The 13,877-nt window shown below is 72.0% G+C and carries 16 protein-coding genes; 8 read left to right on the plus strand and 8 right to left on the minus strand.

Features of this window, described 5'->3' with window-relative positions:
* The first annotated feature begins 6 nt into the window (after positions 1 to 6).
* Positions 7 to 1,131 (plus strand): sigma-70 family RNA polymerase sigma factor, encoded by a 1,125-nt coding sequence (locus tag AC24HA_RS01205; protein WP_425707303.1) that lies wholly within the window; start codon positions 7 to 9, stop codon positions 1,129 to 1,131.
* A 228-nt stretch (positions 1,132 to 1,359) separates the two neighbouring features.
* Here AC24HA_RS01205 and AC24HA_RS01210 read toward each other — a convergent pair whose 3' ends face one another.
* From AC24HA_RS01210 to AC24HA_RS01220, 3 genes are all read right to left on the minus strand, one after another.
* The gene (locus tag AC24HA_RS01210) at positions 1,360 to 1,737 is read right to left on the minus strand and encodes a type II toxin-antitoxin system death-on-curing family toxin (RefSeq protein WP_425707302.1); all 378 of its coding nucleotides are present in this window, start codon (positions 1,735 to 1,737) and stop codon (positions 1,360 to 1,362) included.
* The gene (locus tag AC24HA_RS01215) at positions 1,734 to 1,937 is read right to left on the minus strand and encodes a ribbon-helix-helix protein, CopG family (protein ID WP_487563598.1); all 204 of its coding nucleotides are present in this window, start codon (positions 1,935 to 1,937) and stop codon (positions 1,734 to 1,736) included. Before AC24HA_RS01215 ends, AC24HA_RS01210 begins: the two co-directional genes overlap by 4 nt.
* Positions 1,938 to 2,014: 77 nt before the next feature.
* On the minus strand, positions 2,015 to 2,299 hold the full coding sequence (locus AC24HA_RS01220; RefSeq protein WP_487563563.1) for a hypothetical protein: 285 nt from the start codon (positions 2,297 to 2,299) through the stop codon (positions 2,015 to 2,017).
* A gap of 145 nt (positions 2,300 to 2,444) precedes the next feature.
* On the opposite strand from AC24HA_RS01220, the gene AC24HA_RS01225 reads away from it, so the two are divergent.
* A complete protein-coding gene (locus AC24HA_RS01225) occupies positions 2,445 to 3,308 on the plus strand; it encodes a GNAT family N-acetyltransferase (protein ID WP_425707300.1) in 864 nt (287 codons plus the stop codon).
* A 166-nt stretch (positions 3,309 to 3,474) separates the two neighbouring features.
* Here AC24HA_RS01225 and AC24HA_RS01230 read toward each other — a convergent pair whose 3' ends face one another.
* Together AC24HA_RS01230 and cmtR are read right to left on the minus strand one after the other, a co-directional pair.
* Positions 3,475 to 4,077, minus strand: coding sequence for a cadmium resistance transporter (locus AC24HA_RS01230; RefSeq protein ID WP_038992391.1), 603 nt, complete (start codon positions 4,075 to 4,077; stop codon positions 3,475 to 3,477).
* A complete protein-coding gene (gene cmtR / locus AC24HA_RS01235) occupies positions 4,074 to 4,433 on the minus strand; it encodes a Cd(II)/Pb(II)-sensing metalloregulatory transcriptional regulator CmtR (protein WP_082157299.1) in 360 nt (119 codons plus the stop codon). Before cmtR ends, AC24HA_RS01230 begins: the two co-directional genes overlap by 4 nt.
* Positions 4,434 to 4,626: 193 nt before the next feature.
* On the opposite strand from cmtR, the gene AC24HA_RS01240 reads away from it, so the two are divergent.
* From AC24HA_RS01240 to AC24HA_RS01250, 3 genes are read left to right on the plus strand one after another with little or no spacing between them, the layout of a single operon-like run.
* Positions 4,627 to 5,223, plus strand: coding sequence for a recombinase family protein (locus AC24HA_RS01240; protein ID WP_006590953.1), 597 nt, complete (start codon positions 4,627 to 4,629; stop codon positions 5,221 to 5,223).
* Positions 5,224 to 5,230: 7 nt separating this feature from the next.
* Complete coding sequence (locus tag AC24HA_RS01245) at positions 5,231 to 6,628, plus strand: Mu transposase C-terminal domain-containing protein (RefSeq protein WP_095797975.1); 1,398 nt, start codon at positions 5,231 to 5,233, stop codon at positions 6,626 to 6,628.
* Positions 6,625 to 7,443: an AAA family ATPase gene (locus AC24HA_RS01250; protein WP_010552309.1), complete on the plus strand. Its 819-nt coding sequence runs from the start codon at positions 6,625 to 6,627 to the stop codon at positions 7,441 to 7,443. Before AC24HA_RS01245 ends, AC24HA_RS01250 begins: the two co-directional genes overlap by 4 nt.
* A gap of 87 nt (positions 7,444 to 7,530) precedes the next feature.
* Here AC24HA_RS01250 and AC24HA_RS01255 read toward each other — a convergent pair whose 3' ends face one another.
* Both AC24HA_RS01255 and AC24HA_RS01260 read right to left on the minus strand, forming a co-directional pair.
* Positions 7,531 to 8,595, minus strand: a complete 1,065-nt coding sequence (locus AC24HA_RS01255; protein WP_425707299.1) for a hypothetical protein — start codon at positions 8,593 to 8,595, stop codon at positions 7,531 to 7,533.
* Between the two features lie 156 nt (positions 8,596 to 8,751).
* Positions 8,752 to 9,405 (minus strand): winged helix-turn-helix transcriptional regulator, encoded by a 654-nt coding sequence (locus AC24HA_RS01260; RefSeq protein ID WP_425707298.1) that lies wholly within the window; start codon positions 9,403 to 9,405, stop codon positions 8,752 to 8,754.
* Between the two features lie 61 nt (positions 9,406 to 9,466).
* On the opposite strand from AC24HA_RS01260, the gene AC24HA_RS01265 reads away from it, so the two are divergent.
* From AC24HA_RS01265 to AC24HA_RS01275, 3 genes are all read left to right on the plus strand, one after another.
* The gene (locus AC24HA_RS01265; protein WP_425707297.1) at positions 9,467 to 10,243 is read left to right on the plus strand and encodes a DUF899 family protein; all 777 of its coding nucleotides are present in this window, start codon (positions 9,467 to 9,469) and stop codon (positions 10,241 to 10,243) included.
* Entirely contained in the window at positions 10,240 to 11,091 is an 852-nt protein-coding gene (locus AC24HA_RS01270) for an alpha/beta fold hydrolase (RefSeq protein ID WP_425707296.1), read from the plus strand. Before AC24HA_RS01265 ends, AC24HA_RS01270 begins: the two co-directional genes overlap by 4 nt.
* Positions 11,092 to 11,240: 149 nt before the next feature.
* A complete protein-coding gene (locus AC24HA_RS01275) occupies positions 11,241 to 12,824 on the plus strand; it encodes a hypothetical protein (protein WP_425707295.1) in 1,584 nt (527 codons plus the stop codon).
* On the opposite strand, the gene AC24HA_RS01280 is transcribed toward AC24HA_RS01275, so the two are convergent.
* Positions 12,821 to 13,858, minus strand: coding sequence for a LacI family DNA-binding transcriptional regulator (locus AC24HA_RS01280; protein ID WP_425707294.1), 1,038 nt, complete (start codon positions 13,856 to 13,858; stop codon positions 12,821 to 12,823). The genes AC24HA_RS01275 and AC24HA_RS01280 overlap by 4 nt on opposite strands.
* Positions 13,859 to 13,877: the final 19 nt, after the last annotated feature.

The raw sequence follows: 13,877 nt of genomic DNA on the forward strand, positions 1-13,877 counted from the left end.
ATGGGCGTGGTGACGAGCGAGGCGCACCCCGCACCCGCGGTGAGCGCGGAGGAGCTGGACGGACTGCGCCAGGGGCTGACGGGGCTCTGCTACCGGATGCTGGGCGACGCGCACGAGGCGGAGGACGCGGTCCAGGAGACCCTCGTCCGGCTGTGGCGGTCCGCCGGCAGCTTCGACCCGGCCCGGGGCTCGCTGCGCAGCTGGGCCTATGCCGCGGCGTCGCGCGTGTGCATCGACCTGCACCGCCGCGTCCAGCGGCGCGCGCTGCCGATGGACCTCACCGGGCCGAGCTCGCCGGAGACGCCGCTCGCCGAGCCGGAGCCCGAGCGCTGGGTGACCCCGATCGCCGACTCGCGCAGCGTGGACCCCGCCGAGCGCGCTGTGGGCCGGGAAAGCCTCCGGGTGGCGTTCGTGCTCGCCCTGCAGCGACTCTCCGCCCAGCAGCGTGCCGTCCTCCTGCTGCGGGACGTGTACCGGATGAGCGCGGCGGAGACCGGGGAGGCGCTCGGGCTCTCGGCGAGCGCCACGCACTCCACCCTCCGGCGGGCACGGCAGGCGCTCCGGGCCGACGCCGGGGCCGAGGCGGGCGACGGGGCGGGCGCCGACGCCGGCCCGGGCGACGGGGCGGGCGCCGCACCGGGAACTGGGGCGGGCCACGCACCGGGAACTGGGGCGGGCCACGCACCGGGAGTTGGGGCGGGCGCCGCACCGGGAGCCGCAGCACGTCTCCCGTCGGGAGCCGGAGCGGACGCCGCTCCCGTCGACGAGGCGCTGCTCGCCCGCTACCAGGCGGCGTTCGAGGCGCACGACGTCGACCTCATGCGCGCGGTCCTCCACGAGGACGTGCGTACGTCGATGCCCCCGTTCTCCTGGTGGCTCGACGGGCGCGCGCACGTGCTCGAGGCGTTCGCGACGCCGGGAGGATGTCAGGGGCACCGGCTCGTGCCGTTCGCGGCGAACGGCACGACGATGTTCGGCCAGTACCGGCCCGAGGGCGCCGGCTGGGTGCCGTTCGCCGTCCTCGGTCTGGAGACGGACGCGGGCCGGGTCCGGCGCGCCACCACCTGGCTGGACGCCGCGGACCGGTTCGCCGAGCTGGGCCTGCCGGAGCGGCTCGGGCCTCGGTCCTGAGGTCGGCCGGCGTCGGTGGGCTGCCGACGTGACGTCGACGGCAGCGACAGACACCTGCGGGTGCTCCTGCGTCGGCCGGCCGACGCCGAGGACACGGTCAGCGTACCGAACGGACGCCCAGCGGCCTCCCACTCGGCGAGAACCCGCGCCCTCGGCGACATACCGCGCCCTCGGCGCCGTTTCGATCCCGCGCACACGCATGGGCAGTGGATCAGGCGGAGCCGTCGATCACCACGGACGGGAACCGGACCGGATCCGTGCCGCGAGTCCCGCGATGTCCTCCTGCGCACCCTCGGCGACCGTCATCACCTGGTGGTACGCCTCATCGTTGGTGAGGGTGAGTCGCCGCCCGTTGACCCCGAGGAAGGCGATCGTCGCACCCAGCGCGAGGCGCTCGTTGCCATCGACCAGCGCATGGTTGCAGGCCAGTGAGTGCAGGAGCGCGGCAACCTTGTCCTCGAGCTCCTGATAGGCGTCGGCTCCGAAGGCCGTCGCCTGCGGCCGGGCTGACGCGGAAGCCAGGAGCCCGTGGTCGCGGACCACCGGCACCGCGCCGATCGCCCTCTCGGCGACGTGCAGGAGATCAGCCGGACTCAGATAGATCACCGACTGAGCCGATCCAGCGCCTCCCGGTACCTCGGCAGCTCGTGGTCCAGCACCCGGTCCAGCAGCTCCGCCCGACTGTGGTTGTCCACGTACTCACGGACGGCCTGCCGTGCAACGTCCTGCATCGAACGCGACTCGAGCTCGGCACGACGGCGCAGTGCGTCGGTCTCTGCATCGGTGAGGCGCAAGGCCATGGCCATGGCCATGGCTCCGAAGGTATCAACCGCGATACCACGCCAGGGCGAACCATCGACCGCCACGGGCTCCTGCGCTGTCATCACCCCATGGCGACCGAGCCGAACACGCGAACATTGCTTCCTCCGGCAGCCGCCACCGTCCGACGCACGTCGTCCCGGACCGCACGCAGTCTGCGACCGAGAGGGCTGCCGGAGTGGAACCGCAGCAGCCTCGACACCTCCGGCTGGCTCCGGCCGATCTCGCGCGCGACAGTGCGCTGCGACATGCCCCGGGCGGCCGCCCGGCGGACACCTGCCACGAGTACCCGCCGCGCTCGAGCGACAGCCTCGTCGCTGGACCTCGCCAGCGCGGCCAGATCGTCCATGGCGCGACGACGGCATCTGCTGTCACGGGGGCGCGGCTGCGATCACCGATCACCGATCAACGTGCCGACGCCCCGCGCCGGCAACGACAGCGGCTCCGCCGATTTCCGGTCGACCCACCCATTCGCCGTGCGCTGTGATCACCACATGACGATCACGCTGTCCACGCCGACCGTGGAAGAACTGCCCGGCGTCGTCGGGAGCCTGCGACCGTGGCAGCTCGACGGGGCGCCGACCCAGCTGCACCCCGGCGACGTCGCGTGGCACTGGCGCCTCGGCGCCGAGACCGCCGCGACCGCCCTGCGGACGTGGCACCGCGACGGTCGGCTGGTCGCCGTCGGCTTCCTCGACGGTCCCGGGCTCGTGCGGATGGGGATCGACCCCGCTCTCGCGTCGGACGGGGCCCTGGCACGGGCCGTCGCCGACGACGTCGCCGACCCCGCCCGAGGCCTCCTCGCCGACGGCGCGGCCGCCGTCGAGGTACCGGCCGGGACGGCCCTGTCGGACGCGCTGCTCGGCTCTGGCTGGCGCGCGGGCGAGACCTGGGCTGCGCTGCGCCGTGACCTCACGGAACCGGTCGAGGACCCCGGGGTCCGGGTCGAGGTGGTCGACGCGGCCACCGCGACGGAGCGCGTCGGGCTCCAGCACGCCGCGTTCGACTCCTCGCGGTTCACGATCGACCAGTGGCGCACGCTCGCCGCGTCCCCGCCCTACGCCGACGCCGCCTGCCTGCTGGTCCGCGACGACGCCGGCACCGCGGTCGCCGCGGCGAGCGTGTGGTCGGCGGGGCCCGGCCGGCCCGGGCTCATCGAGCCGCTCGGCGCGCACCGGGACCACCGCGGCCGTGGGTACGGGCGCGCGATCACGCTCGCCGCCGCGGCGCACCTCCGCGGGATGGGCGCCTCGAGCGTCCTGGTGAAGACGGAAGGGCACAACGCGGCCGGGATCGGCGCCTACCGCTCCGCCGGGCTCACGCTCGACCCGCCCGCGCCGGACCTCGTGCGGGGGTAGGGCGGCGGAGCGTGGCTGTGGCTTCGTTCGCTTGGTGGCGGGGTTTTTGCAGCGCTCCGTGGCGGTCTTGTTGCCGCGATCACGCAGGACTGGCTGCAGGTAGGTGTCGCGGTCTGAACCGAGAGGGGTGCGCCCGGTCGGGGCCGTTTGGATCGCTGCCGCTACGTCAGAGTCCGAAGGCTCCGCCGCTGACGAGGATCACGATGCCGAGGCCGATGAGAACGATGGGGAAGAGGATGTGCTCCCAGCGTTCGAGCACTTCGGCGATCGGGGGGCGGGTGGCGACGAACTTTGCCAGGGCCACCAGGACCGCGACGAGCGCGAGGAAGACGATGCAGTAGGCGACTACTGCGAGAGGTTCCACGCTGAGGAAGACAGGGGTGTAGACGCCGATGTTGTCGCCGCCGTTGGCAAGGGTGACGCCTGCGACTGTCCACACGCCGACCTTCTTGCCGGCAACCTTGGCCTCGTCGTCATCGTCGTCATCGTCTCCGCGCCAGGCCTGCCATGCGGCCCAGAGGCCGAGGCCCAGAGGGATGAGACCGAAGTACGGGATGGCTGCCGAGGGCAGGAATGTTCCGGCGCCGATGGTCACCAGGACCGCGGCACCGAGGATGCCGGCGAATCCGAGGTACTGGCCGGCCAGAATGCGGGCGGTAGTGCCGCGCTGGCCTGCCCCTCGCGCGAAGAAGAGGGAGAGCACGATGATGTCGTCGATGTTGGTCGCTGCGAACAGGCCCATCGCCTGCAAGACCGAGGTGAGGATCATGCGCCCTCCCCAGCTGCGTCGCATCCGGGAAGCGAGCAGGCGGGATCGATGCACGGGGCGTCTTCGTCCACTGCCAGGGTGGCATCGACCAGTGCCGTCAGCGCCTGCGCCAGGTGCGAATCGGCGATCTCATATCGTGTCCGACGACCCTCGGGCTCGGAGGCGACGATCCCGCAATCGCGCAGGCATGCCAGGTGGTTGGACACGTTCGGGCGTGTCAGGTCCAGATCTCGGGCCAGTTCCGCCGGGTAAGCGGGATGGTCGAGCAGGGTCAAGATGATCCGGGATCGAGTGGGGTCGGCCAGTGCACGACCCAGGCGGTTCATCACGTCGAGACGCGAAGCAATAGTCAGCATGGACTGAACTGTACAGCGCGAACTGAATACTCGGTCACAGGCGTCAGCCCAGATCGCATGCCCGCATGGGGAACCCTCACCGGACACCACCGCTACTGATCGAGAGGAACGGCGGCACGCCTGGCGGGTTGTCCCGTAAGACCCGTCCGGTGAACTGTCCGGTGAAGGGAGGCTATATGACACACTGGGGAGCATGTCCCCCTTGAAGGTCGGCTATGCCCGAGTCTCCACCGACGAGCAGGACCTGACCGCGCAGCGTGACGGACTCGCGGCGTTCGGCGTCGATCCCAAGCGCATCTACGTCGATCACGGGCTCACGGGCCGCAACGCCGACCGTGAGGGCCTGCGGCAGGCGCTGGCTGCCTGTCGGGACGGCGATACGTTCGTGGTCACCAAGCTCGATCGGCTGGCGCGTTCAGTCCGTGATGCCCACCAGATCGCCGACGACCTCGCGGCGCGGGAAGTGAAGCTGAGCATCGCCGGATCGGTGTACGACCCGACCGACCCGATGGGGAAACTGTTGTTCAACGTGCTGGCGATGGTCGCCGAGTTCGAAGCCGACCTCATCCGTGCCCGCACCCGCGAGGGGATGAAGGTCGCCAAGGCCAAGGGCCGGCTGCGCGGGAAGTCACCGAAACTCACCCCCCGGCAAGAAGCTCACCTCGTCCAGCTACATGCTGCCGACGAGCACACCGTGGGCGAGCTGGCCGAGCTGTTCAGCGTGGGCCGCTCCACGGTCTACCGCGCCCTTCAGCGCGCCGAGCGCGGGCGCGAGAACGTCGTGCAGTAGGTGCGTCGTGGACGCTCGAGCGCGGTGGCGAATCCTCAGGCTCCACGTCGAGGACCAGGTGCCCCTCGCGCGCTTAGCTCGCGAGACCGATGTAGGGCTGCGGACCCTGGAGCGCTGGCACGCCCGCTACCGCGCCGACGGCTACGCCGGACTGGAGACGGCCTCACGGGCGGACGCCGGCTCCCGCCGCCTTCCGCCCGACCTCGTCGACCTGATCGAGGGCCTGGCACTGAGCAAGCCGCGGCCGGCCATCGCCACGATCCATCGCAAAGTCACGGGCATCTGCGCCGCCCGGAGGTGGCCGGTCCCCTCCTACTCGGTGGTGTGGGACATCGTGCGGACCCTGGATCCCGGCATGGTCACCCTCGCCCTGGAGGGCGCAGCGTCCTACCGCGACAAGCACGAGCTGGTGCTACGCCGGCAAGCAGAGCTGCCCAACGCGATGTGGCAATCCGATCACACCATGCTCGACATCCTGGTGGTGGGCACCGACGGCAAGCCCGCACGGCCATGGCTGACAACGATCCTCGACGACTGCTCGCGGGCGGTCTGCGGCTACACAGTCTTCCTGGGCGCACCGTCGGCGATGAACACCGCCCTGGCGCTGCGCCAAGCGATCTGGCACAAGACCGACCCGGCCTGGCCGATGTGCGGCCTGCCCGACGTGCTCTACGTCGACCACGGCAGCGACTTCACCAGTGACCAGCTCGCCCACACCGCCGTCGACCTCCACATCCGACTGATCCACTCCACCGTCGCCCGACCCCAGGGACGGGGCAAGATCGAGCGGTTCTTCGGCACCATCAACACCGAGCTACTCGCCACCCTGCCCGGACTCATCACCGAAGGGCACCCCTGGCCGACACCGAAACTGTCCCTGGCCGCCCTCGATAGCGCCCTGGAGGCGTTCGTGGCCACCTACAACGACCGCACGCACAGCGAGCTCGGAACCTCCCCGCGCAGCGCGTGGATCGCCGATGGCTGGCTGCCCCGAATGCCCGAGAGCCTGGAAGACCTCGACAGACTGCTGTTAACCGTCGCCAAGACCCGCGTCGTGCGCCGCGATGGCATCCGCTTCCAGGGCCTGCGCTACGTCTCGCCAACTCTGGCCGGCTACGTCGGACGCTCGGTCGTGATCCGCTACGACCCCCGCGACATCACCGAGATCCGCGTCTTCGATCACGACGAATTCGTCTGCAAGGCCGTCAACCAAGAGCACCACGACCAGAAGGTCAGCCTCAAGGAGATCCAGGCCGCGCGCAACGCCCGCCGCCGGGCGCTGCGAGCCGGCATCAACGAACGCATCGCCCTCGTGGCCGCACCTACCGAGACGCCACGGATCACCGAAGCACCGGCTCCGGCGCCGAGGTCGGCGTTGAAGATCTACAAGGAGGACCTCAGGTGAGCCAGCGCTTCATCGTCACCAAGGAGCACCGCCGCTTCACCGAGTTCGCCGACGCCGTGCGCCGCGGGCACACCATCGGTTTGTGCTTCGGATCAGCCGGCGTAGGAAAGACACTCTCCGCACGCCGCTACGCACACTACGAGAAGGCTCATGACCTGCTGACCTACTGGGGGCCGCGCTCCGACAACGACGCCAAGATCTACGCCGCCTTGAACCGGAGCCGCACCGTGCTCTACACCCCCAGCGTGCTGACCACCCCGCGGACCCTGAAGGACGAGCTGACCCAAGCCATCACCCGCACCAACATGTGCATCGAGCAGCACCTCGTACCTCCCGGCACGGCCACTCCCGAGGCCTGGGGATGGCGACACGGCAGGAACTACGTGGAGCTGATCATCGTCGACGAGGCCGAACGACTGCGTCCCGCCGCGCTGGAACTGCTGCGCGATCGCTACGACCGCGACGGCATCGCCCTGATCCTGATCGGCATGCCCGGCCTGGAGAAGCAGTTCAGCCACTACCCCCAGTTCTACAGCCGAGTCGGCTTCGCCCACCAGTACCGGCCCCTGGGACAAGACGAACTGCTGTTCGTCCTCGAGCGACACTGGCGATCCCTCGGCAAGACCCTCGACCCCGACGACTTCACCGACGCCCAAGCCATCGCAGCCATCGCACGGATCACCCGCGGCAACTTCCGGCTCCTCGAACGCCTCTTCCCCCAGATCCAGCGGGTCCTGAAGATCAACGAACTCGACACCATCACCAACGACGTCATCGAAGCCGCACAGAGCACCCTGGTCATCGGTGTCACCTGACCCCGCCACGAAGCGACCGAAGAACCCCGCCATTCAGCAGACGAAGTCACAGCGTGGCCGTGCCGGCCGGGCGGCCCCGCCGTCCCGTCAGAGGGTGGCGGCCTGCCGGTCCGCACCCTCGGCGAGGGTCGCGAGCAGCTCGGGCATGATCGCCTGGTTCCAGAAGTAGCCGCAGTAGTGCGCCACCCCGAAGTCCGGCAGGTACGTGCGCGCCGCGGCCATCCGCCGGTCCATCGCCTCGATGCCGTCGTTGCACTCGAGGCCGAGGTAGATCGTGGCCCCGCCGGCGTCGAGATCCGCGAGCGGGGCGAAGTAGGCATCGCCGGAGTCGACGAGCGCCGGCAGGTGGAAGAAGTCGATCACGCCGCCCGAGGCGCGCTGGATGGCGTTGGACAGCCGCACCGGGAGCCCGATGTCCGCCAGGTCCTGGACCGGGAAGCTGGGCGAGGTGCCGCAACAGACGTGGATGCCGATCCGGACGTCGTCGGGCAGCCCGGCCAGGTGGCCCCGGATGTAGTCCTGAGACGTGTAGGTCTCGAACAGGCTCTCGGCCGGCTCGTCCGGCACCCAGGCGAACAGCTGCGCCCATGTGCCGCCGATGTGGATCATCTCGGTGCAGTAGTCGACCTGGACGCACAGCTCCTCGGCCGGGACGACCTCGAGGATGCGGCGGTACTCCTCCTGCAGCGCCTCCTGCCAGGCGGCGACGACGACCGGCCACTCCTCGACGTCGGGGAAGGTGATCGACACGACGTCGTGCGCGCCCGGGACCGACACCTGGAACCGCGTGCCGTCCGGGATCCGTCCCTCGCCCTTGAGGCGCGTGAAGGTGCGGTAGGAGTCGATGGCGTCGCGCGCGTAGGGCAGGTGCCCGCGCAGGTCCACGGTCGCACCCGGGCGGATCCGGAGCGTCCGGAAGACCTGGTACGCGTGGTCGCCGGGCTGCCCGAGGTCGGCGTCGACCTCCTCGAAGCACGGGGCGGTGGCGAGCACCTCGTTGTTGACCGCACCGATCCAGCCGCGCCGCTGCGGGGTGGTCTCGCCGTCGGGCCAGCTCAGGGCGCGGTCCCCGATCGTGTCGGCCAGGAGGGTGAACACGCCCTCCGCCCCGTCCGCCGGGATCCCTCCCGAGAACATCACGTTCTGTGCCATCCGGTCTTGTCCCCTCGTCGTGTGTGGTCCGGTGCTCGCGGGGACGATGTCGACGCCCGTCCGCGCCGTGCGGACGCTACCGGCTACCGGGGCTGCGGTGCCGGGCATCCGCCGGTCGTCTCACGTCCGACACGCAGGAACGCCCGCGCGGTGCCCTCAGGCGGCGAAGGCGTCGATCAGACGCCGGACCTCGGCCCGGTTCCCGGAGACGTCCATCTTCTCGAGCGGGACGCCGTCGTAGAGGACGGCCACCCAGGTGGAGGAGTCGCCGGCCACCAGGGCGCGCGCGGTCGGGACGGGCTCACGCACGATCTCGAGCGTCTGCCCCCAGGAGAGCCGGTAGTCGTAGGGGCGGGCCGTGGAGCTCCGGGCGTCGTGCAGGCGCAGCCCGATCTCCACCCCCGGCGTCGGGGCGGCAGCCGGCGCCATCGTGAGCATCGACTGCACGGCCCCGTCCGGCGTGAGGCCGCCGGAGTCGTCCCGGACCGGGGACCTCATCGCCCACCGGCCCAGAGCGTCGAGGACGGGACGCAGCTCCCGGCCCCAGTCGGTCACCCGGTAGGCGGTGGCGCGTGCAGGCGCCGGGAGCTCGACGCGCTCTACGAGACCCACCTCCCGCATGGTCCGCAGCCGCGTGGTCAGCACCGCGGGGGTGACGCCGTGCAGGCCCTCGGCGAGCTCGACGAACCGCTTCGGTCCGAGCATGAGCTCCCGCAGGATCGGATACGTCCACCGGTCGCCGAGGAGCTCCGTGGCGTGGGCGGTGGCGCAGGCATCCCCGTGGTCCGCGTAGGAACGCTTGATCGGCATGGCACCATCGTCCCACGTCCGCTATGGACACGATAGTGTTCGCTCTGTTAAACATATCGCCATGGACCTCGCCGACAGCGCTGTCGACCGCACCGCCTGGGAACGCGCCCAGGCCGAGCACCTCGTGGCCGAGAAGGCCCACACCCGTGCCGGCGACGCTCTCGCCGCGGCCCGGCGCCGGCTCCCCGTCACCCGGGTCGGGCCGGTCCGGCTCGTCGGTGCCGAGGGCGAGGGGTCCCTCGCCCGGGCGTTCGAGGGACGCCGCCAGCTCGTCACCTACTCGTTCATGTGGCACCACGGGGAGCCCCTCCACCGGCAGTGCGAGGGCTGCACCTTCTCCATGAGCCAGGTCTCCGAGGCGACCCGCGCCTACCTGGCCGAGCGCGACGTCACCTTCGCGGTCCTCAGCGAGGGCGCGTGGCCAGAGCTCGCCGCGTACCGCGACTTCATGGGGTGGACGATGCCCTGGTACTCGGTCGAGCTCGCGCTGGACGACCCGGCCGTGGCAGGCGGCGGGCAGCTGCGGACGTTCGTCCGCGACGGGGCGGTCGTCTACCTCGCGTGGCAGACGATCGCGCGCGGCACCGAGCTGCTCGACATGGCCAACCTCGTGCTCGACCGGACGCTGCTCGGTCGCCAGGAGAAGTGGGAGGACTCGCCGGACGGCTGGCCCCAGACCCCCGCCGGCACGTGGTGGCGCCGCGACGGCCGGCCCGTCGCGCAGTGGCTGCGCACCGACGCGCCCGTGCCGGGTCCTGCCACGGACCGCGCCGCCCGCACCCAACCGCCCCGCCGCGAACCGCACGCACCGCACGACCTGACGAAGGAGCCATCGTGACCACCTCCGGCCCGACCGAGACCGGCCTCGGCGATACCCGCCCGACCACCGCGCACCCGTCCGACGCCGCACCCACCGACCACGGCACCGTCACCTCGGCGGACGGGACCGAGCTCGCCTGGAGCCGCACCGGCTCGGGGCCCGACCTCGTGATGGTCCACTGCGTGGCCACGTCCCGGACAGCCACCCCGCAGCCCGGCCTTCCCGCCGCGCTCGCCGAGCACTTCACGGTGTGGACGTACGACCGCCGCGGCACGGGCGAGAGCGGGACCACCGAGCCGTACACGTTCGAGCGTGAGCTGGAGGACCTCGCGGCGGTCGTCGGCCTCGCCGAGGGCCGGCCCGTCACCGCCTACGGATTCTCCTCCGGCGCCACCCTGCTCCTGCTGGCGGCCGAGGCCGGCGCCCCGGTCGCCCGCCTCGCCCTGCTCGAGCCGCCGCTCATGCCCGAGGACCCGGGGCTCGCCGCGCGGGAGCACGCGCGACGACTCATCGACGAGGACCTGGCCGCGGCCCGGCGCTGGTTCGACGTCGAGGTCGTCGGCGTCCCGGCCGAGATCCTCGACGAGATGCCGCCCCCGAGCGAGCAGGACCTGGAGAACACCCGGACGATCGTGCACGAGCTGACGTTCCTCCCGGGGACCCCGGCGGAGCGGTTCGCGTCGGTCACGACACCCACGCTGGTCATCGCCTCGGACGCCACGGACCCCGGCATGCTCGACGGCGTGCGGGAGCTCGACGAGAAGGTCCCCGCCGTGACGGCCGCGATCCTGCCCGGCGAGTGGCACGGCGTCGAGGACGCGCGACTCGCGACGGCGATCCACGAGTTCGTCTCCGGCGGCGCCTGAGGACGCGGCAGCGCCTGAGGACGCGGCAGCGCCTGAGGACGCGGCGGCGCCTGAGGACGCGCCGCACGGGCCCTCCCCAGGGGCGCCGATCACCGCTACATTCGCGGTGGATCCACGCCGACGTCGTCCCTGCACTGATCGGAGCGCCCGTGCGCCACGTCGCCCGCCCGTCCCTGCCGCTCCCCGCCAGGTCGGGGCCGGGCGTCCGGCGCCTGGTCGCCACGCTCGGCGCCGCGTTCCTGGGCGTCACCGCCCTCGGTCCGCCCGCCGGAGCCGCCCCGGTCCCGGACGGGGAGGACACCACCGACGGCTCCCCGCCCGTGGTCCTGCCGGACTCCGCGAGCGCCGACGCGGGCCCCGCGCCCGACCAGGGCGGCACGATCGGGTCGGTCGGCGGCTCGCCGACGTTCCACCTGTCCGACTCCCCCACGGGCGCCACCTCCCGGCAGGTGATCTTCGGCCGCGCCGGCGACGAGGTGTACATCGCGGACACCGACGGCAACGGGACCGACGAGATGATCGTGCGCCGCGGCGCCGAGTTCCACGTCTCCGGGTCCGGCGGGTCGGCCGTGACCGCGCACCGGTTCGTCTACGGTCGCGCCGGCGACGAGGTCTTCTTCGGGGACTGGGACGGCGACGGGGGCGACACCCCCGCCGTGCGTCGCGGCAACACGTTCCTCGTGCGCAACTCGAACTCGGCCGGGTTCGCGACGTTGTCGTTCGACTACGGCAGGGTGGGCGACGAGGTCCACGTGGGCGACTACGACGCCGACGGCCTCGACACGATCGCCATCCGCCGCGGGATCCAGATCCACGTCCGCAACACGCTGACCAGCGGCCCCGCGAGCGTCCAGTGGCCGTACGGACGGGCCACCGACAGCGTCCTCGTGGGCGACACCGACGGCGACGGCACCGACACCTTCCAGGTGCGACGGGGCAGCACCGTGCACGTGAGCGACAGCCACGGCCAGGTCCACGCCGACCGGTCGTTCACCTACGCGGCCGCCTACGACGTGACGTTCCTCGGTGACTGGGACGGGAACGGCACCGACACCGTCGGGGCGCGCTCGGCCGACCGGTCCACCTGGGGACGCTGCGCCCCGCTCTCCCTGGGTCAGTCCCGCTACGACACGGGACTGACCGGGCGCGTGTCGATGGCCGTCGCGGAGACCTGGTCGACCTCGTGGGCGACCTTCACCGTGTGCGAGCGGGTCCCCGGGTCGGAGGCCTACCGCGAGCGCTGGTCGACGTCCGCACGCATCGGCGCGAACGGCACCGCCCGCCCCGGTCAGCCGGCCGCCTGGCACACCTACCGCACGCCGACCGGCGCGTACTCGGTGACGGAGTCCTTCGGTCTCTACGACCCGGGCACGGCGCTCGACCACAGGATCCTCACGCCGTACTCGCGGTGGGGCGGGACGCCGGGCGTCAACTACAACCGGTACTACGACGCAGCGACGCCGAGCCTCGCGAACACCATGCCGGACGAGAACATGTGGCGGCTCGCCCACACCCGGGGCGGCGACTACCGCCAGGGCGCCGTCGTCAACTACAACCGCCCGCCGGACAGTGCCGTCCGGGAAGGCATGGGCTACGCGATCTTCCTGCACGCCAACCCGGTGGCCACGGCCGGCTGCATCGCGATCCCCGAGCACCTGGTCTCGCGGTACCTGCGCGAGACCGAGCCCGGGGACACGATGCTGCTGGGCGTGCGCGGCCACCTGTTCGGCTAGCCCGCGGGGCCGCCGGACCTCGTCGAGGCGCGCGCGACGAGCACGGGGGCGGGCACCTGCGCGGGGGGCCCCGGCGCCGTCTCGCCGAGCTCGAGCAGCAGCAGGTCCACCGCCGCACGGGAGACCTCCGCGAGGTGCAGGTCGACCGCCGTGAGCTGGGGCCGTGCCGCCCGCGCACGGACACCGTCGTAACGGGTCGCCACCAGGAGGTCCTTCCCCACCCGGCGCCCGGCCTCGGATGCGGCACGGGCGGCCCCGGAGGCGAACGCGTCGATCGGGACGCACAGCGCATCCAGCTCGGGGTGCGCCTCGAGGAGGCCCCGGGTCGCCGCGTATCCCGCGTCCTCCCCGAGGCGCTCGTCGGCCGTCACGACCACCGGGGTCACGCCGTCTGCCTCGGCGAGCTCTCGGTGCACCGCCCGGAAGGTCTCCTGCGACTGTCGTCCGCTGGAGCCGAGGACGAGGCCGACGCGCCGTGCCCCCTGTGCCCGCAGGTGGGTGAGCAGCAGCTCGGCGACGTCACGGTGGCGCAGGTCGACCGACGGGCGCGCGTGCGCGCCGCCGAGGTCCTCCCCGATCGTCACGAACGGGACCCCTCGCTGCGTGAGCTCGGCCGCGAGCGGGTCCTGACCCGGCGGCTCGAGGAGGATCGCCCCGTCGATGTCCAGCACGGCCAGGGCGGCGGGATCCTCCGACGGCGGGACCAGGACGAGGCTGTAGCCCCGCGTCAGCGCGTTCTCGGCGCACCCGACCGCGAGCTCGGTGAAGAATCCGAGACGCGAGGGCCCGCCGGAGACCGCGGCCGGCATCGCCGAGAGGAGGGCGACGGTGCGGGAACGCCCGGTCCGCAGACGCTGGGCCCGGACGCTGGGTCGGTAGCCGAGGCGGGCCGCGACCTCCTTCACGTGGTCGCGGGTGCCGACATGCACCTGGCCCCGGTCGTTGAGGGCGTGCGACACCGTGGTGCGGGAGACCCCCGCCTCGCGTGCGACGTCGGCGATCGTCGGGCGCTTGGCGGCGGGAGGAGGAGTCACGGTCCTGGCAGCGTACTCG

It is taken from the genome of Georgenia sp. Z1491 (assembly GCF_057652395.1).

Excerpts from the sequence above, each read along its gene's own strand:
- cmtR (WP_082157299.1), bottom strand. The coding sequence starts at position 4,433 with ATGCTGACTATTGCTTCGCGTCTCGACGTGATGAACCGCCTGGGTCGT.
- AC24HA_RS01215 (WP_487563598.1), bottom strand. The coding sequence starts at position 1,937 with ATGGCCATGGCCTTGCGCCTCACCGATGCAGAGACCGACGCACTGCGC.
- AC24HA_RS01255 (WP_425707299.1), bottom strand. The coding sequence starts at position 8,595 with ATGGCACAGAACGTGATGTTCTCGGGAGGGATCCCGGCGGACGGGGCG.
- AC24HA_RS01260 (WP_425707298.1), bottom strand. The coding sequence starts at position 9,405 with ATGCCGATCAAGCGTTCCTACGCGGACCACGGGGATGCCTGCGCCACC.
- AC24HA_RS01230 (WP_038992391.1), bottom strand. The coding sequence starts at position 4,077 with ATGATCCTCACCTCGGTCTTGCAGGCGATGGGCCTGTTCGCAGCGACC.
- AC24HA_RS01240 (WP_006590953.1), top strand. The coding sequence starts at position 4,627 with ATGTCCCCCTTGAAGGTCGGCTATGCCCGAGTCTCCACCGACGAGCAG.
- AC24HA_RS01220 (WP_487563563.1), bottom strand. The coding sequence starts at position 2,299 with ATGGACGATCTGGCCGCGCTGGCGAGGTCCAGCGACGAGGCTGTCGCT.
- AC24HA_RS01225 (WP_425707300.1), top strand. The coding sequence starts at position 2,445 with ATGACGATCACGCTGTCCACGCCGACCGTGGAAGAACTGCCCGGCGTC.
- AC24HA_RS01265 (WP_425707297.1), top strand. The coding sequence starts at position 9,467 with ATGGACCTCGCCGACAGCGCTGTCGACCGCACCGCCTGGGAACGCGCC.